Below are 18,562 nucleotides of genomic sequence, written 5' to 3' on the forward strand. Positions count from 1 at the left end.
ACGTCAGGGCGATCGCTCTCCCGGAGGCGTACCGCATGTCGAAAGGACGCACCGGCTGCGGCGGTCACCGATGGAGCGCCAGATGCAAAGGAACGAGAGCGCGTGACAGCTCACAGCGTGTTCTTGTGGATCCTGCCATCTTTCATGATGACGACCAGGTTCTTTGCCGGGTCTTCGATCAGGTGAATGTCCTCGAGCGGATTGCCATCCAGAACCAGCATGTCCGCGAACGCGCCTTCCTCTATGACACCCAGTTTGCCGGTATAGGGTGTGCGAAGATTGGAAAGTGCAAGCAGCTCCGCATTGACCGATGTCGCCATCCGCAGCGTTTCGGCGTTTGTGTACCAGTTGCTGAGATGGGTCAGCATGATGCCCTGGCGCGGCGTTACTTCAGGCGAGAACAGGATATCCGACCCCCACGCCGCCTTGATCCCGTGCTTCCGAATAAAATCGTAGATCTTCGGAGTCCCGGCGAAGACCTGCAGCATCCGTTCGGCGGATGGTCCTGTCTGCTGGGCGACATCCTCCGTCGACAGGAAAGGCTGGGTGCTGAGCCAGACCCCCTTGTCGGCCATGATCCTTGCGGTCTCTTCGTCCATCAGATGGGCGTGCTCGATGCAGGCCGCTCCCGCCGCGATGGCGCGCTGGACGGTGTTCGGGGCATAGGCATGAACGGTGACGTAGGTGTTCCAGTCCCGGGCAACGTCGATCGCCGCACGGAGCTCTTCCTCGCTGAACGTGGACATGTCGAGCGGACTGCGCGGAGACGACACACCGCCGCCCCCTACGATTTTGACCTGCGAGGCGCCCTGGAGCAGTTGCTCCCGTACGCGTTGCTTCAAGCCTCCGATGCTGTCGGCGATCGCTGCGGCGCCCACCAGCTCGCTCACGCTGAGCCGCCCGGAGTCGGGCGGAATCTCGCTCGGCATGCGAAGGTCGCCATGCCCGCCGGAGGTGGTGATCATCGCACCTGACGGAAAGATGCGGGGACCAGGTATGACACCGCTGTCGATCGCTTGCTTGAAGGAAAAGACCGGACTGCCCAGGTCGCGTACGGTGGTAAAGCCGCGCATGAGGGTCCGCTCGGCTTCAGCCGTGGACGCGGAGAAGACGAAGCCGGGATCGCCGGTCGCTATGACCGCCAAAGGAACCGCTGCATACAACGTGTGCCAGTGCGCATCGATCATGCCTGGCATCAGAACGCGATCGCCGCAATCTATGACGGTTGCATCGGACGGCGGATCGTTGTTGGCCGTATCGATCGACGCGATCCGGTTGCCCTCGATCAGGATCTGAACCCCTGCCCGCAGTGAATCGGACTTGCCATCGAAGAGCCGGGCCTTGCTGAAGAAAACCTTGGAGGCCTGTCCTGACGCCTGAGCGAAGGATGCCCCGGGCACCACCCCGGCGATTGCCGCCGCTCCGGCCCCCGCGAGAAAGTTCCGTCGCGAAAACGCATCGAGACGACGTGAGGCTTGTTGGAGAACGGGACTGGAGCACCCGCAACCGGCGCCGTGAGCAAGGTGTTGATACTTCCTGCCTAACCGAAGCATGGCATCCCCCTCACTTGCGTGCTGCAAGAAGACGGCCAGCAATCTAACATTGTACTCGCGCGGAATCCACCAGAGCCGGCAACACTGACGCGTGATGTTTTGTCCGATCGAGCATCACGACTGTTTTGGGCGCGCCCATGGAGGCTTCTGACGCTCCGATCGCCGCGGCGCTTGCTACAGATTGCTCGAACCCGCGTCAACACCATTGCGATATAATCGGATCCGATTTATATAAGACCCGACAGCAAAGAAAGCGGATTGGATATGCTCATGACCCCTTCCCAGACAGCAAAGAAGCCGGGTGCGGCCACGACCGCTCACCCGCAAGTGGGCAAGGAAAAACCGAAACTGGCGAATTTTCTGTGCTTCGCGATCTACTCGGCAAATCTTGCCTTCGGCCGCGCCTACAAGCCGCTCCTGGATGAGCTTGGCCTCACCTACACCCAGTACATCGCCCTGGTGGCACTCTCGGAGAAGGACGACCAGACGGTCGGCGAGCTCGGTGAAAAGATGTTCCTCGAATCCAACACGTTGACGCCGATCCTCAAGAAGCTCGAGCAGATCGGCCTCATCAGCCGTCGCCGCGACCCGGAAGACGAGCGGCAGGTTCGGGTGAGCCTGACACCCGCCGGCCGCAGCCTTGCAGATGCCGATCCCGGCGCGTCGTTGACGGACGCCACCGGGCTCGGAGAAGACTTTGACGAGGTACAGCAAAGCGTGGCGAGACTGCGCGACAACCTGATGCGCGCCGCACAGGGCAAGCCGTAACCGGCCGATCGGCCGTTCCTTCCATGCCGCGGAACAAAGTGTGAGCTTCGGTATTTATAGGAGGTCGTCCTTTATCCGAGGTCGGCGTACACGTCACACCGAACAGCAGCAGTGTCCGCAATGCGGCGGGCACTGCCGGATTGCGGCAATGTCTCTAGTGCGCAACGGAAGAGCCAGACTCGCATTGGCTCTACCACGTCATCGACAGCAGCTTCGTGCCCTCAAGGACCGGGAAATGGAAGACCTGTTCGAGGCCTATGCTCTTGCTTCAGGGGCCATTGAAAGCTTGCGCAACGAGTATCCGCTACGGCAGGAACTGTTGCTCGAATACCAGAACCTGTGCCTCGACATGCAGGCCGAGGTCGTAGCCTTCCTGGAAGGCGGCCCCACTACCGCCAAAAGATGAGTGACAGCCCCTCCGGCGTGGACAAGCATCTATCAAGCCATCGGCAGATTTAACCCCAACGCGTTAGCAAACAGAGCCCCCAGTCATCTCTCAGGGGCTCTGCTCTAAATTGCTACTGAAAAGGAATGGGTAATGGTATGACGCTACAAAGTTGTAGCCGAATCATTTTGCCAAACTAAAATTGCATGTCTACTAGCCTATAAGGATTATTGCGCGAGAGCTGGCCGTGCCGAAGCTCGTCTGCGTTTGCGCCGCGGAAGTTGGGTGAAAAGGAGCCCGCCATTTGGAATGATCGGGAAACCGGCGGGCCCTGAGTTTGACGCCAATTATGTTGGCGACCCAATCGTGCCAGAATTGGCCGATTTGTCTACTAACCGATGGGGCTAGATCAACCCGTGCTTGCGTCGGCAATGGAGTTACCTACGCCAGCGTGCTCGCTGTTCGAGGCGACGAGAGCTATCATGCGAAAGAATGAAAGAAGCCCACCTCCGGGGAAGTGGGCCCTGAAAACGTTCTAAAACCACTTAACAATATGGCTACAACCTGCCAGATTTTTTCTCGTTTTCCAGTAACATTTTAGGGGTAATCGCAACCTGGCGTGCCCACCCGTCGGAGTGGCCGCTCACCTCTTCCCATATTCGATGAAGACGTAGTCCCTTGACTTCGCAACCTCACGACACGCACACCCGCACTTGGCGTCGTTGCTGTGCACGGAGGCGGTAGGTCTTAGCTCTCGGGGCCTCGTTGGACGGAGCCGGTTGCCTATGCCGCATGAGCCGGCTTTTGCGATCGCGCGACGATGATAATGCCGATCAGCGAAACGATCAGTCCGCCGGCCATCGCAAAGGACAAGGGTTCGCCGAACATCACCCAGGCCCAGATCATCGTCACCGGCGGGCTGAGATAGAGGATCGCGGTAACCCGGGCCGGAGAGGATTTGCGAAGCGCGATGTAATAGAGGCTCCATGCGCCGAAAGTCGCGACGAAGACGAGCCAGAGAATGCCGCCGATAAAGCCCGTGTCGAGCACGGGGAGAATGCCTCCTTCGTGCCAGGCGAACACGGCAAAGATCGCGGCCGCCGCAAGGCATTGGATGCACAGGCTCTGGTAGACGGGCATGGAATTGGTCGGACTGCGTTTCTGCAACAGCGTTGCCATTGCGAGCGAAAGCGTGCCGAGGACAGGCAGGCCATAGGCCCAGAGCGGTACGTCGCCCATATTGAGCGACCAGCCAGAGGCGATCAACACGCCGGCCATGCCGAGGATGGAGCCGAGCCACTGGCGCGCGGTCAACGCCTGCCCGAGCACCGGCCAGGACAATAGCGCTACCGCCAGCGGCAGCATGTCGGCAATGAGGGCGACGAGGCCCGTCGGCACGCCGTAGGAGATCGCAAGCGCGAACCCGGCGAGGTAACCGGACATCGCCAATGCGCCGAACAGCATCTGCGACAAGGCGTCTTTCCACCGGATCGCCGGCCCCGTGGTGAGTGCGAAGGGAAGCAAGAGCAGTCCTGAGACCAGGCTTCGCCACAAAAGGATCAGGAAGATCGGCGCGTGGTCGATCGCAAACCGGATGCCGACAAAGCCGGCGCTCCAGGAAATCACCAGAGCCGCTTCGAGGATGACCAGGATGAGAACGGCCGAGCTTCCCCTCCTCGGGCGGCACGGGGCCGTGACGACAGCTTCACTCATAGATTGGGGTCCGTTTCTGCCGGCAGCAGTTGTGAGAAATTCGGAGACCTGAGCGCAAGGGAAGAACGTCGCCCTCAGAGCCGTTCCAAAATCGAGTTGGCGATCTTGCGGGCCGTCTTCAGCCGTGCGTCATGCCCGTCGAGGCCGGCACGCGACATCGCGCCTTCGAGTAGAAAGGACAGATGTTGGGCGGTGTCGTCGATCGAGACGCTGGCTCCCGGCCGCATCTCGAGGAGGTGTTCCTTAAACAGCCGCTCCACCTCTTCCTTCTGGAAGGCGACCACCGCCCGGCCGGGATCGCCCACGGGAAGCTCCGCGGCGGCATTGAGAAGCCCGCAACCCCGAAATCCCCACTCATCGGCAAGCGCCGCGTGGTCCACATACGAGTCGAAGACCGCCAGGATACGCTCCTGCGGTGTCGTCGCATTCCTCAGCCGCTCCTGATAGACGTCCCGCCACTCATCGAGACGTCGCTGCATATACGCATTGACGAGATCGGCCTTGGACGAAAAATTGTTGTAGAGGCTCATTTTCGCGACGCCCGCATGGGCGGTGATCGCATCGATCCCCGTCGCCCCGACACCCTCACGGTAGAACAACTCCGCCGCGGCATTCAGCAGGCGCTCCTTGGCTGGCGTTTTCTCGGTCACGTCGTCTCTCCAGTTAATAGGTAGACCGATCTACCTATTTTGATGATCTGTCAAGCCTGTTGGATTGCAATTTGCCGGTGTCGCGGGGGGGACGAGAGCGAAACGAGGAGGCGGGGCATTCACAACCCCGCCTGTAACTCAGCGATCTACCGCTTGCCCCAACTATCGTTTGCCCAAGAGCGGAAGTGTCTGCAGCGACTTCGACAGTTGGATCGCACTCCACGGCATATATTCGGCGATCGCCAGCCCGACGACGTCGGCTTCGGCATCCACGGCCCTGAGAATCCTTGCGACCTCCTCGAAGCGCATCCGGCCCTTGGCGATGCCGTCAAAGGCATTCGGCTTGGCGGCGGGATCCTGGGAAAGAAGGAAGTCGTAGAGCGTAGGATCGAGCACATCCAGATCGAAATGCACCGCGACTTTCTTCGCACCGGAAGCGCGCAGCCAGTCAAGGACGGGCTCCGGAGAGCCGGCCAGGTCTTCCGGGCTGAGACGCGTCACACCATGCTTCGCAATGAAGTCTGTTTCGAACGGCGTGGTCTCGGTCAGACCGACATAGAGGATCTGGCGCGCTTGCGCCGGCTTCGGGACGGCGGCCACAAAATCGGGATCGCCTATCCCCATCAGCATGGCGAGCACATGCGCATGGGCATTTCGGAACTGCCCTGCCCCCATCACGTCGGGGTGCGCATCCACCCACAGAACCGCCAGATCGTCGCCATAGCGCTCGTTGAGATAGGCAACCGGCGCGAGATTCACGAGGCAGTCGCCTCCGAGAGTGACGACAGCATCGGGACTGTGTCGGCGGATGGCCGACGTGGCCGCCGCAACGAGATCCAGAAGCGGTTGGCGGGAAACGATGCCTTCATCGACCGGCCGCACATCGTCATGAGCTTCGGGCACCGCAACCGTTTCTTCCGGTCCAAGCGGTTCCGGGGCTATTGCCGCAAGAACACGCGCGCCTATTCTGTAATCGGGGTGGTCGCCGCCCTGCCATTGAGGCAGGTTCAGGCGCAGAACCTTCTTCGGATCGATTGTCATCGTCTCACTCTTTCCTGTCAGCATCGACACTCCCCTGTCGGGAGCAGGAAATAGCTGGTGATTGAAATCGGAAACAAAATGGCTCATCTGTGACATATCTGTCCACAAGCATGGACAATCCCCACCTGGAGAAACACGATGAACCAGTTGCTTGCGATGCGAGCCTTCGTGCGGGTCGTTGAATCCGGCTCTTTCCGGGGCGCTGCCAACCAGCTTCTGGTACCGCGCTCGACCGTCAGCAAACTTGTGACGGATCTCGAAAAGCATCTCGGGACCAAGCTGATGCACAGGACCACGCGCAGCATCGTGGTGACCCCGGAAGGCGAGGAATATTACCGATATGCCGCGCGTCTGGTCGCGGAAGTCGACGAGGCCGACAGCGCCGTGCGCGGCAAGAAGGTGACGCCCAGGGGCCATCTTCGCATCGAATCTCACCCGACATTCGCGCAGAATGTTCTGATACCGCATCTCCCGGATTTCCATCGGCAATATCCGCAGATTTCGATCGCGTTGGGCATTGGCAATCGAACTGCGAACATCATGGGCGAAGGCGTCGACTGCGCCATCCGGGCCGGCGACATCGGCGACGAGTCACTGGTCGCACGACATCTGTTCGATGCCGAGTTCGCCACATGTGCGTCGCCGGCCTACCTGGAGCGGATGGGGGTGCCCGCGTCTCCGGAAGATCTCGACAAAAAACACGTCAAGGTCGGCTTCTTCTCACACGCCGACGGCAGGATGAAGCCTCTGGTCTTCACCAAGCCGGACCGCAGATACGTCGTCAGCGATCTGCAATTCTCGGCCAATGAAGACAATGGCCAGATCGCAATGATGCTGGCCGGGATGGGCGTAGGCCAAAACCTGAGGCCGTTCCTGCTGCCCTATCTGCAGTCGGGTCAACTGGTCGAGGTCCTCAGCGAATGGAGCCAGCCGCCCCTGCCTTTCCATGTCGTTTATGCGTCCGGCAGGCATCAGAGCACCAGGCTGAAGGTCTTCATCCAGTGGCTCGTACAGCGCTTTGGAAAAACGAGCAGGTCTCCCGCAGCCAGCTCCGCCAGGTTAACTGCCTGATATCGCCTACCCGAAGGCACGGCGGGCCATGGAGCAAATTGTAACAATTGATGTTGCAAAAAGCTTCGCACGCGCTATACGCTCGCGGGCGAACGGAATTTTGATCGAGAGAGTGGTATGGACCTTGTTGTGGACGCGGCAATCGTCGGCGCGGGTGTCGGAGGCCTGAGCGCCGCTTTGTTCCTCGGCAGAGCGGGCCGGTCGGCGATCGTATTCGATGGAGGCACAACCCGAATCGAAAGCGTTGAGGAAGTCCGCGAATATCTCGGCTTCGACGGGTTGCCGCCCAAGGAACTTCTTTCCCGAGCCCGCGCCGAGGTTCACAAATATGGAATCGAGATCAAACGCGAGCGGGTAGCGTCCGTGACGCCACGCGCCGACGGACTTTTCGCGGTGTATCACGGCCATTCGGTGACGTTTGCTCGCACTGTTGTTCTTGCAACCGGGCTGATCGACAAGCTGCCTCCGCTTTCGGGATTGCCCAAGGCCTGGGGCCGAGATCTTCGCGTCTGCCCATGCTTCGATGGCTATGAGGTGCGAGGAAAACGCTTCGTGGTCTTCGGAGTGCCGAAAAGGCTGCTCCACCTGGCATCATGGGTTTGGATGTGGTCCCGCGATGTGACGTTGGTTTCGGAGCATGCGTTCACGGACCCCGAGCTCGATCGCCTGCGGCTTCTGGATATCGATGTGATCGTCGACGAGGTGACGGGACTGAGTCACAGCGGCGAGCGGCTTGAAGCGCTCATGACACGCAAGGGCAAATCGATCGCTTGCGACGCCGCCTGGATTGCCGCTGACATGGTAGCGGCGTCCGATCTCGCCGCGAGCTTGTGCGATGTCGACGAAATGGGATTGGCGCGGGTCGACGGCGCTGGACGGACAAGCAGACCGGGGATCTTTGCCGTCGGGAACGCTGTCGATCCCGCCGCCCATCTCGCTCACGCATCGGCTGCCGGCACAAATGTTGGCCCGCATATCGTCATGTATCTGCTGGAGAGAGAAATAGAGCGGCGAACGGCCAATCAGAAGGACGCCGATTCAGCTGACATTTCACAAAGCGTGCCATGAGAACCGACAGCCGCTTGTCTCACGTCTTTCACACGACGGCCGAAGACCATGAGCAGCCACTCCCCAGGCTTTCCACTTTGGGCGCGACATGCATTAGACGCGGACGGCAAGAATCCGTTTTCGAAACCGTCGCCTGATTTCGCGTATCGCCTGCGTCGTTTGGGAAGGCGAGAAAACCGCACGTTGTTTTTCCGCTCGCATCCCGCGCTCCAGCCTGATAAAATCAATCACGAGACGCACCGGTATCGGGCGCTTCGCTCTACACTGCATGCACATTGATGGCCGTTGGGCCTCAGATTTTTTATTTTAGCTTTATCATATTAGATCAACATTTTTTATTGGTCGGTATCGCGAGTACCGCCTCAGAGAGGCGAAAATGATAATAGATGTTATTGGCTATGCTAAAGAATTTGAGAAAATTCGGGAAAATTGGAACAGGGTATATCTTTCAGATCCAGAATTTCATCCCTTACTCTCCTGGGCCCGGCTGAACGAATACTTGTCCTGCCGGGAGCAATGGTTCATTCTGGCCTTCGGGCAGGAGCAGACTGACCAGCGCTACGACGCTTTTCTGCCGCTGGAGGTTACGACTCTCCAGGATAACGACACGGGGCTTTTCTCGGACCAGCTTCTGATAATCGGCAATCGCGACAGCGCCGAGAGTGGCTTCCTCTGCATGCCCGGCCTGGAGAACGAGGCGGCAGATGCCTTCGCCGGCTTCCTCATGAGCGAAAGTTGGACGAGCATGCGGTTCGAGCGTTGCGAGCCCTCTTCCGCCAGGCTCGAACACTTGCTGCAGGCGTTTCCCGACGGGCCGCTTGCCCGAAGCTCCGAGGATCGAGCGAGGGGCGAGATCGACAAGGATCCGGTTCACAGCGTGCTTATCAGAACCCGGACGGGCCGAAACCTGCATGACAGGCTGAACCGCCGCAGCGTCGGCTTCGTGTTCGAGCGGGCGATGGCGCTGCATGGCGAGGGCAAGCTCGACGCGGCGGAAGCGGGATATCGTCAAGTGATCCGTACCATCCCCGGCCATGTGCAAGCCCGCTACGCACTTGCGCAGCTCTGCAGCGACAGGGGCGACCACGCCGAGGCGGAATATCTCTATCGCGGGCTGTTGGCGGCGCTTCCCGACGCCGACGAAATCCTTCATCGGCTTGGCGACACGCAAATGGAGCAGGGCTCCTATGGCGAGGCAAGTAAAACCTTCGAGAAGCTCGTTGGGCGGCACCCCCATCGGGGCATCCTGCGCTACAAGCTCGCGGTCACGCGTCTTGCCGCCGGCCGCAGGGATGCCGCCATCGCAGCCTTTCTCAGTTTCGACGAGGTCGCGTCCGACGACTCGGACCACATTCGCTGCAAGCTGAAAGCACGCGAGGTCCTGCGCCGGCTGGAACCCGTCTGCGGCATGGAGGAGCAGGAAGAGGTGCAACAGCAGCGGATTTCGTTCGAGCCGACCGGCCTGCTGTTCGGCTACTCGGTTCCGGTCGCCGTGCCTTCGGCGCGCTTCCAGCCACTTGCGCCGTGGTTGCTCGAGCCTTCTCTTCCCAGCGGCGCCTGGGCGCACCTGCACACCCGATCATGTGAGCACGACTGCAAGGGCTCGAGGCTGAAGCATTAATGCATGTCGCCCAAAGTGTGTTGGGGCAACGGCATGCTCAAAAACAAAGATCTGAAGCGCGTCGCGTGAATACGTTTGAACGCGACGCGCTTTAGCATGTCCGGTACCGGGGCGCCATTAAGCCGTTCGGGGGAACCACGCCGCTTGGCCGTTCCCACCCGATTCCGGACGCGAGCGGCATGCTACCGAGCGGGGCGATCTCCTCCCAATTCGGCTCGCTCGCCCATGGCTTCACCTACCACGACAACGCCGCGGCAAGCTCGCCTGCCTCCATCATCTCGGCCGCCTTGGCGTAGCCGCCGTCCATGCCGTCGAGGAAGTGCAGGTGCGAATCCGGCCGGCCGGACGGCACGAGGCAGGTCATCAGCGCGTGGGACTGGCGATGCAGTCCGAAGTTGACCTCGCCGCGCGCCTTCGCCGCGGCAAGGATGGCCTCGACCGCATCGATCTGTTCGGCCGTGCAGTCGAGCGTCAGGCGCAAGCAATCGTCGTATTTGCGGAAGTCCGAGTTGGAGGCAACCTCCGACCATTGTTTCGGATCGACATAGGTCGTTTTGTCCTTGGGAACGCCCATGTCCTTGGGCACCGGATGCGATGCGTCGTCGAAAACCGCAAGCATGCGCCGCGCAAGCGCAGCAAAGACGTCGGGGCCCGTATGCTCATAAGGTTCGACCAGCAGCGACAGGATCTCGCCCTGCTGGCTCGCGAACGGAGTCCATTCGCACATGAGTCCGGTCAGGTCCGGCTTCGTCGTGTACCGGCCCGGCTTGACCAGATAGCGCCCGTTCTTGATCTGCTCTTCCGCCCATTTGAGCCCGCCACCCGAAAACATCGCATAGGTGGCTTTTTCCGAGGCGGCATATCGGGCGACACGCACGTCGCGCCCGCCGGCGCGGATTTCGCTGACCGGCAGCAAGCCAATTCGAAGATTGAGACCAAGATTGGCTCTGGCAAAGTCCGCGACCTGTCGCAATGCCGACGTGGCGACCATGAAGCCTTCTGGCGGCAAGGCAAATGCAGCGCCGTCGCCACGAAACACGAAGGGGAAATCGAAGGCGCCCCAGGCGTTGCCGAGTGCGGCAATGATCGACGCGCCGGCGTAGTTGACGTCCTCATAGCGGCCCGATCGGATCGCCGACGTCGAGCCGACAACATCTGTTATCCCGACCAGCCAATCATCGGGCAGCGGCTCGTAGATCGACGGATCGAGCACAAGCGAAAACTCGCGATAGGATTGCGGTGGCTCTGCGCGGCTGTCGGTCATTGCGTGTTTTTCCCTTGTGGTCGTATCAGCAAGGCGTCGGGTCCGCCTACGCGAGCGGTTCGCTGCTTCGTTGAACCAGCGAACCGCTCTATTCTTTGAACTCACGCAATTCCGGACGGAAAACCGCTACACACTTTTCCTGGAATTGCTTGAGAGGCACACCCGACCGATCCCGTTCAGATGAGGCTGGTGGTCACGTCGATGTTGCCGTGCGTCGCCTTGGAGTACGGGCAGATCCCATGCGCCGCCGCGAGCAACTCCTCACCCAACTCGCGATCGATACCCGGCAGGCTGACGTTGAGACGTGCCCGCAGGAAGTAGGAGCCGTCGTCGACATTCAGATCGATCTCGGCATCGACCTCGGGACCCGCCGGTAGCTTGACGTTTCTCTGCGAGGCGGCGAGCTCGATCGCTCCCATGTAACAGGCCGACCAGGCGGCGCCGAACAGCTGCTCGGCGGCGGGATGCGGCTGCGACAGCTTCAGGTCAAGCTTGCCGTCGCTGCTTCGTGTGCCGCCATTGCGGCCACTGGTGTTGTGGGTCTTGCCGGTGAAAATAAGCTTCTCGGTCATTGGGAAATCCTTTCTCTATCCACGTTAAATCGGATCCGCTTCAATCGGATGCGCTGTAAATACGTGAGAGGAATGCCCGTGTCAAGCGGTTTCGATTTACTCGGATACGATTTATTTATTGAATAGCATCGCGGGCTACGCACCAGCCCCCAGGCGTGCAAGGCCCGTTCGGATTTCTTCTGTGCCCGGAGCGCATTTTGTGCGAAATTGGCTCTGCCCATTCCGAAGGCATTACAGCTGCTGCATATTTCCTTAGATCGGAACTGAATTAAGGATAAAAACATGCAGCAATTCAACGTGCTACAGCGTCCCTTGCGCGTCTGATAAGGCGCGCGGCGCTGTAGGGGCCCGCAGCGGATATGGAGGATATGCCGCTGCCGCGCGTTGTGAGTTTCGACGTCCGCATCCCGTAAATCGTAGCACTGTCACATTCCGACTTTCGCTCAGGAGGGTTAGATGTCTACGCTTGAGACCGCACAAGAAATCCGAACGGAGACCCCGCTCTCGCCTGATGAGTTGCATCTCATCGATGCTTACTGGCGAGCTTCCAACTATCTCTCGGTCGGCCAGATATACCTGCTCGACAATCCGCTCCTCAAAGAGCCGCTGAAGCGCGAGCACATCAAGCCGCGGTTGCTCGGCCATTGGGGAACCTCCCCCGGCCTCAACATGCTCTATGTGCACCTGAACCGGGTGATCAAGCGCGACGACCTCAACATGATCTACATCATCGGCCCCGGCCATGGCGGGCCGTCACTCGTCGCTCATGCTTACCTCGAAGGCACCTACAGCGAGGTCTATCCCAATATCAGCCAGGATGCGGAGGGTTTGAAGCGGCTGTTCAAGCAGTTCAGCTTCCCCGGCGGCATACCGAGCCATGTCGCGCCTGAGACGCCCGGCAGCATCCACGAGGGCGGCGAGCTCGGATATGCGTTGAGCCATGCCTATGGCGCCGCGTTCGACAATCCCGACCTGATCGTCGCCTGCGTCGTCGGCGACGGGGAAGCCGAAACCGGGCCGCTCGCTACCGGATGGCAGGGCAACAAATTCCTCAATCCGGCCCGCGACGGCTGCGTGCTGCCGATCCTCCACCTGAACGGCTACAAGATCGCCAACCCCTGCTTCCTCGCCCGCATCCCAAAGGAGGAGTTGCAAAAGTTCTTCGAGGGCATGGGCTACAAGCCCTATTTCGTCGAAGGACGCGACCCGGAGGACGTGCACCGGCAACTGGCCGGCGTGCTCGACACCGCCACCGCCGAGATCCGGAAAATCTGGGCCGATGCGCGAACCAACGGCAATCTCAAGCGTCCGGCATGGCCGATGATCGTCTTCCGGACGCCAAAGGGCTGGACATGCCCGCCGGAGATTGACGGCAAGAAATGCGAGGACTACTGGCGGTCGCATCAGGTGCCCATGGGCGAGATGGACAAGCCGGAGCATCTCCGCATCCTCGAACAATGGATGAAGAGCTATCGGCCCGAGGAGCTTTTCGACGACGCCGGCCGGTTCAAGGCCGAGATCGCATCGCTCGCCCCGGCCGGCCGTCGCCGCATGAGCGACAATCCGCACGCCAACGGCGGACTGCTGCTGCGTGATCTGAAAATGCCGGATTTCCGCGACTATGCCGTCGAGTTTTCCGGCCACGGGGCGACGGTGGCCGAATCCGCCCGCGTGATGGGCACGTTCCTGCGCGACGTGATGAAGCTCAACATGGAAGCCAGGAACTTCCGCCTGTTCAGCCCGGACGAGAACAACTCCAATCGCTGGCAGGATGTGCTGCAGGTGACCAACCGCTGCTACATGGCGGACATCTATCCGGAGGACGACCATCTCTCGCCGGACGGCCGTGTCATGGAAGTGCTGAGCGAGCACCAATGCCAGGGATGGCTGGAAGGCTATCTGCTCACCGGCCGCCACGGCTTCTTCTCCTGCTACGAGGCCTTCATCCACATCATCGACTCGATGTTCAACCAGCACGCCAAGTGGCTGAAGGTGTGCAACGAGATCCCGTGGCGCAGACCCATCGGCTCCCTGAACTACTTCCTGAGCTCCCATGTCTGGCGGCAGGACCACAACGGCTTCAGCCATCAAGACCCCGGCTTCATCGACCACGTCGTCAACAAGAAGGCGGACGTGATCCGCGTCTACCTGCCGCCGGATGCAAACACCCTGCTCTGCGTGACGGACCACTGCCTGCGCAGCCGCGACTACGTCAACGTGGTCGTCGCCGGCAAGCAGCCGGCGCCGCAATGGCTGACCATGTCGGAGGCCGTGCGGCACTGCGCCATGGGCGTCAGCATCTGGGACTGGGCGAGCAGCGACCAGGGCAGCGAGCCCGATGTCGTCATGGCCTGCTGCGGCGACGTTCCGACGCTCGAAACGCTGGCGGCGGTGCAGCTGCTCCGCGAGCATCTGCCCGAATTGAAGGTCAGGGTCGTCAATGTCGTGAACCTGATGAAGCTGCAGCCGGAGAAAGAGCATCCGCATGGGCTGTCGGACCGCGATTTCGACGGGCTTTTCACCCGGGACAAGCCGATCATCTTCGCCTTCCACGGCTATCCGTGGTTGATCCATCGGCTCACCTATCGCAGAACGAACCATGACAATCTTCACGTGCGCGGCTACAAGGAAGAAGGCACGACGACGACCCCGTTCGACATGGTGGTGCTGAACGAGCTCGATCGCTTCCACCTCGTCGAGGACGTCATCGACCGGCTGCCGCAACTCGGTGCCCGTGCTGCCTATTTCAAGCAGGCGATCCACGCGAAGCTGATCGAGCATCGCGAGCATATCGAAAAGTACGGCGACGACATGCCCCAGATCAGCGGGTGGAAGTGGGGCGCGAAGAGCACCCCGCCGGCCCGCCCGAGGACATCGACCGAGGGAGACAACGTCTGAGCGATACTGTTGCCGTAGCGGACCAGCAATATGTCACGAATGCTCTCGATCGCCCCCAAGCTGCAGAGCATGCCGACCGAGCAGGACCTCGGTCGGCTGCAGTTCACTTCGCTCCTCTATTACCTCCACTCCACCAACCCGGATAACGGCCTCGTTCGCGACAAGACCGCGCCCGACGCGCCGGCGAGCATCGCGGCGATCGGCATGGCGCTGGCGACGCTTCCCGTGGTCGTCGAGCGCGGCGTCCTGATCCGCAAGTTCGCGGCCAAGCTCGCCCGCAAGAAGCTGGCGTTCCTGCTGGCATGCCCCCAGGGACCGGAGCCCGACGCGTCGGGCTACAAGGGCTTCTTCTATCATTTCCTCGACATCGAGACCGGCCGCCGGGTCTGGCAGTGCGAGCTGTCGACGATCGATTCGGCCTTCCTCTTCGCTGGAGCCCTGACGGTAGCCGCCTATTTCGACGGGGACAGCGCCGACGAGGTCGAGGTCCAGTGGCTTGCCAACACCCTCTACGAACGGGCCGACTGGAACTGGGCCTGCGACCACGGGCTTACCTTGACTCATGGATGGCGGCCGGAGAGCGGGTTCATCCCCTATCGCTGGCGCGGTTACGACGAGGGCCTGCTGCTCTACATCCTCGGATTGGGATCGCCGACGCATCCGCTGCCGCCCGAAGCCTACGCTGCCTATACGGAAAGCTACGAATGGCGAAACATCTATGGGCGCGAGCTGCTCTATTCGGGACCGCTCTTCACCCACCAGCTCTCGCACATGTGGATCGACTTCCGCGGCATCCGCGACGAATTCATGCGCCATCACGACAGCGACTACTTTCAGAACAGCCGCCACGCGACCTATGTCCAGCGCGAGTACGCCATCCGCAACCCGCTGAACTTTGAGGGCTACGGCGAGCACTGCTGGGGCTTCACCGCAAGCGACGGCCCCGGCTGGATCAAGAGAAATGTCGATGGCGGGGAAAGGGAGTTCTACGACTATATCGCCCGCGGCGCCCCCTTCGGACCGGACGACGGCACCGTCTCGCCCTGGGTAGTCGTGGCGTCCCTGCCCTTCGCTCCTGAGATCGTCATTCCGACCGTCTGGAATTTTGCGAGAATGCCGTTGGGAATGACCCGCCTCTACGGCTTCAAGCCATCCTTCAACCGGACTTTTGCAGTCGAAGACAGCGACCCGGGCTGGTGGGTAAGCCCTTACCACTTCGGCATAGACCAGGGCCCGGTCGTGCTGATGATCGAAAACTACCGCACCGGTCTCCTCTGGAACATCATGCGCCACTGCCATCCGATCGTCGCCGGACTGCGCCGGGCGGGATTTACCGGCGGCTGGCTCTGAGGGCCTGCGGGGTTGCCGGCTTGAATCTTTTACTTCGCAGTTTGCCACCACCTGCGAGCGGGTCCCTGAAGCGAACCTTGCCATAGGCGGACCGACCGAAGATTGGTATATTAGATATTCGGCAACCTTCGGGCGCCAAGGACCAACCGAAGCGTGCCGGGAGGGGGCTTTCATGGCTTTGGACATCATCGGGGCCGGCTTTGGCCGCACCGGCACGCATTCGCTCAAGCTGGCGCTGGAGCAGATCGGGTTCGGGCCATGTCACCACATGAGCGAGGTCGGCCGCAGCCCCGAGCAGAAAGCGCTATGGCGCGCCGCCGGCAAGGGTCAGTTGCCAGACTGGGACGAGGCCTATGCGGGCTATCGTTCGGCGGTTGACTGGCCGACAGCACATTTCTGGCGCGAACTCAGCGCCTATTATCCCGATGCGAAGTTCATACTCACCGTTCGCGACCCCGAAGCCTGGCACAGGAGCGTCATGCAGACGATCGGGCCCATGTCGGATCCGGCTACGAACGACCCGGCCTCCTTCGGAGTGGCGGTGGTTGGACAGACCGTTTTCGGCGGGCACATCGCCGACCGCAGTCACGCAATCTCCGTTTACCAGGCTCATAATGCGGCGGTGAGAAAAGCGCTGCCCGCGGGGCGCCTTCTCACCTACGAGGTTTCCGACGGTTGGGAGCCGCTTTGTTCCTTTCTCGAAGTGCCGGTTCCCTCCCAACCCTTTCCGCACAGCAATTCGACTTCGGAGTTCCGCTCGCAGTTGGCGCGATGAAGTGCACCGGAGACAGGTGCAATTGCCTTGGGCGGCCGGTGTTCCGCTGCACCTCCAGCAATTGCCAACGAGGCTCACTCCGGCAGGCCCGCCTTCAGCAGTCCCTCGCGGAACACTTCGCGCTGCTCGGGCCGCTCCAGGAGCAGACCGCGCATGATGAAGTCCTCAGTCGAAAAGTCCGGGCACAGCTTTAGAAGGCGCGCCTTCGCCGCGTCGGTCGCGGCCGCGTTCCCGGACTGCGCGTAGCAGGCGACCAGCCGTGCACAGGTGAAGGGGCCGGGATTGGGCAGTTCCTTGAGCGCTGCCGCCGCTTCGTCGTATCGCCCGAGAATGTAGAGGGCGTTGCCAAGGGTAGCGCTGTACCATGGCGGCGGGAACGGATTGAGCCGGAATCCCTCGTCGATCCATCGCATCGCCTCCTCGATCTTGCCGCGCCGCGCGAGCAGCCCGCCCATCTGCACCAGTGTGTTCGCATCATTGGGATTGAGTTGATAGGCGCGGCGATAGTGCCGTTCCGCCAGATCGAACTCTCGACGGTTCGTGTGAATGAGCCCCAGCAGGCGCTCGCAGCCGCTCTCGCCCTCGTCGAGCAGCACCGCCTTTCGCGCGAGCGCGAGCGCAGCATCGAGAATGTCGGGTGGCGCGTTGGCGTAGCCGTGAAGCGCGATCGTGCTCAGCGCCAGATAAGCGTGGGCGAGCGCAAATTGCGGGTCACGCTCAAGGGCCGCCTCGAACATCATGTGGGCCTGCCGGTTGTCGTCGGCGCCATAACCACGGATGTGCACGACGCCGCGCAGGAAGAATTCGTAGGCCGCAAGGCTCCTCGTCGGCTTGCGCAGCGCCTGTCGGACATCGGCACTCTCGATCTGCCCGACGAGGGTCGAGACGATCATCCTCGTCACCTCGTCCTGGACCGCGAAAATATCGGTGACGCTGCGGTCGTAGTGTTCAGACCACAGATGCTTCGCGCTGGCTGCCTCGACAAGCTGCGCCGTGATGCGGATCCGTTCGCCAGACCGTCGAACGCTGCCTTCGACCAGATAGGTGACGCCGAGCCTGATGCCGATCTCCCTGAGCCCCACCTCCTTGCCGCGAAAACTGAAGGAAGAACTGGCAGCGATGACGGAGAGCGAACGAAACCGGGCAAGGCCGCCGATGATATCCTCGGTAATGCCGTCGCTGAAGAAATCCTGGTCCGGCGAGCCGCTCAGGTTCTCGAACGGCAGGACCGCGATCGACGTTCTCGCCGCCGGCGATGACGTCGATGGCCCGGCCATCGGCGCGTGCCCCCAGTGCCAGACGTGGACGGGCCGCACAATGTTCTTCAGCGCTATCTCGCCGCCGTCCCGGAAATCCGAACGGCACCTTACGCCGAGTTGCCGGTGAACGATATCGGCGATGCAGATGCCGCCCGGCTCTGCGGAGGCCTCCAGGCGGGCGGCGACATTGACGCCGTCGCCGAACAGGTCGTCCCCCTCGATGACGACATCGGCAAGGTTGATCCCGATCCTGAAAAGGAGGCGATCGTCGAGCACGACGTCCTTCTGATCCGACACCAGTTCTTCCTGAAGCGATATCGCACAGTCCACCGCCTCGACGGCCGAGCTGAAGACGACGAGTGATCCGTCGCCCATCAGCTTCACGACGCGGCCGCCGCGTGCGGCGATGTTCGGCGAGAGAATGGAAGCCTGCAACCGCTTCACGGCCTCGATCGTGGCGGTTTCGTCGGCCTCCATCAGGCGGGAGTAGCCGACGATATCGGTAGCCATAATGACCGCAACTCGCCGTTCGACGCGCTCGTCCACCATCCCGCCTCCACACGCAGCACGTGAC

The 18,562-nt window shown here is 61.2% G+C and carries 15 protein-coding genes; 8 read left to right on the forward strand and 7 right to left on the reverse strand.

The features are described from left to right. Positions 1-110: 110 nt before the first annotated feature. Entirely contained in the window at positions 111-1,553 is a 1,443-nt protein-coding gene (locus QN222_RS03640; protein ID WP_283963293.1) for an amidohydrolase family protein, read from the reverse strand. 270 nt (positions 1,554-1,823) lie between these two features. Between QN222_RS03640 and QN222_RS03645 the strand changes: the two genes are divergently transcribed. Together QN222_RS03645 and QN222_RS03650 are read left to right on the forward strand one after the other, a co-directional pair. Continuing rightward, positions 1,824-2,321 carry a MarR family transcriptional regulator gene (locus QN222_RS03645; RefSeq protein WP_283963294.1) on the forward strand — a complete coding sequence of 166 codons (498 nt, stop codon included), beginning with the start codon at positions 1,824-1,826 and terminating at the stop codon, positions 2,319-2,321. Between the two features lie 235 nt (positions 2,322-2,556). Beyond that, positions 2,557-2,727 (forward strand): hypothetical protein, encoded by a 171-nt coding sequence (locus tag QN222_RS03650; protein ID WP_283963295.1) that lies wholly within the window; start codon positions 2,557-2,559, stop codon positions 2,725-2,727. Positions 2,728-3,489: 762 nt separating this feature from the next. On the opposite strand, the gene QN222_RS03655 is transcribed toward QN222_RS03650, so the two are convergent. The 3 genes from QN222_RS03655 to QN222_RS03665 all read right to left on the reverse strand — a co-directional run bounded on the left by QN222_RS03655 (position 3,490) and on the right by QN222_RS03665 (position 6,134). Continuing rightward, complete coding sequence (locus QN222_RS03655; RefSeq protein WP_283963296.1) at positions 3,490-4,419, reverse strand: DMT family transporter; 930 nt, start codon at positions 4,417-4,419, stop codon at positions 3,490-3,492. Positions 4,420-4,493: 74 nt separating this feature from the next. After that, the gene (locus tag QN222_RS03660) at positions 4,494-5,069 is read right to left on the reverse strand and encodes a TetR/AcrR family transcriptional regulator (protein WP_283963297.1); all 576 of its coding nucleotides are present in this window, start codon (positions 5,067-5,069) and stop codon (positions 4,494-4,496) included. Between the two features lie 162 nt (positions 5,070-5,231). After that, the gene (locus QN222_RS03665) at positions 5,232-6,134 is read right to left on the reverse strand and encodes an arginase family protein (RefSeq protein ID WP_283963298.1); all 903 of its coding nucleotides are present in this window, start codon (positions 6,132-6,134) and stop codon (positions 5,232-5,234) included. Between the two features lie 114 nt (positions 6,135-6,248). Here QN222_RS03665 and QN222_RS03670 point away from each other — a divergent pair, with 114 nt between their 5' ends. The 3 genes from QN222_RS03670 to QN222_RS03680 all read left to right on the forward strand — a co-directional run bounded on the left by QN222_RS03670 (position 6,249) and on the right by QN222_RS03680 (position 9,870). Then, on the forward strand, positions 6,249-7,181 hold the full coding sequence (locus QN222_RS03670; RefSeq protein ID WP_283963299.1) for a LysR family transcriptional regulator: 933 nt from the start codon (positions 6,249-6,251) through the stop codon (positions 7,179-7,181). A 117-nt stretch (positions 7,182-7,298) separates the two neighbouring features. Then, positions 7,299-8,249: an NAD(P)/FAD-dependent oxidoreductase gene (locus QN222_RS03675; protein WP_283963300.1), complete on the forward strand. Its 951-nt coding sequence runs from the start codon at positions 7,299-7,301 to the stop codon at positions 8,247-8,249. A gap of 376 nt (positions 8,250-8,625) precedes the next feature. Continuing rightward, complete coding sequence (locus tag QN222_RS03680) at positions 8,626-9,870, forward strand: tetratricopeptide repeat protein (protein WP_283963301.1); 1,245 nt, start codon at positions 8,626-8,628, stop codon at positions 9,868-9,870. 235 nt (positions 9,871-10,105) lie between these two features. Here QN222_RS03680 and QN222_RS03685 read toward each other — a convergent pair whose 3' ends face one another. Both QN222_RS03685 and QN222_RS03690 read right to left on the reverse strand, forming a co-directional pair. Beyond that, positions 10,106-11,134: a DUF3095 family protein gene (locus QN222_RS03685; RefSeq protein ID WP_283963302.1), complete on the reverse strand. Its 1,029-nt coding sequence runs from the start codon at positions 11,132-11,134 to the stop codon at positions 10,106-10,108. Positions 11,135-11,310: 176 nt separating this feature from the next. After that, on the reverse strand, positions 11,311-11,706 hold the full coding sequence (locus QN222_RS03690) for an Ohr family peroxiredoxin (RefSeq protein ID WP_180938211.1): 396 nt from the start codon (positions 11,704-11,706) through the stop codon (positions 11,311-11,313). A gap of 456 nt (positions 11,707-12,162) precedes the next feature. On the opposite strand from QN222_RS03690, the gene QN222_RS03695 reads away from it, so the two are divergent. The 3 genes from QN222_RS03695 (at position 12,163) to QN222_RS03705 (ending at position 16,729) form a co-directional block, all read left to right on the forward strand. After that, positions 12,163-14,604 (forward strand): phosphoketolase family protein, encoded by a 2,442-nt coding sequence (locus tag QN222_RS03695; RefSeq protein WP_283963303.1) that lies wholly within the window; start codon positions 12,163-12,165, stop codon positions 14,602-14,604. Between the two features lie 30 nt (positions 14,605-14,634). Further along, positions 14,635-15,954 carry a glucoamylase family protein gene (locus tag QN222_RS03700; protein ID WP_283963304.1) on the forward strand — a complete coding sequence of 440 codons (1,320 nt, stop codon included), beginning with the start codon at positions 14,635-14,637 and terminating at the stop codon, positions 15,952-15,954. A gap of 172 nt (positions 15,955-16,126) precedes the next feature. Continuing rightward, positions 16,127-16,729 carry a sulfotransferase family protein gene (locus tag QN222_RS03705; RefSeq protein WP_283963305.1) on the forward strand — a complete coding sequence of 201 codons (603 nt, stop codon included), beginning with the start codon at positions 16,127-16,129 and terminating at the stop codon, positions 16,727-16,729. Positions 16,730-16,803: 74 nt separating this feature from the next. Here QN222_RS03705 and QN222_RS03710 read toward each other — a convergent pair whose 3' ends face one another. Further along, positions 16,804-18,537, reverse strand: coding sequence for an adenylate/guanylate cyclase domain-containing protein (locus QN222_RS03710; RefSeq protein ID WP_284005230.1), 1,734 nt, complete (start codon positions 18,535-18,537; stop codon positions 16,804-16,806). Positions 18,538-18,562 lie beyond the last annotated feature (25 nt).

Origin of the sequence: Sinorhizobium sp. 6-70 (assembly GCF_030124375.1) — a bacterium.
GTDB lineage: Bacteria > Pseudomonadota > Alphaproteobacteria > Rhizobiales > Rhizobiaceae > Sinorhizobium.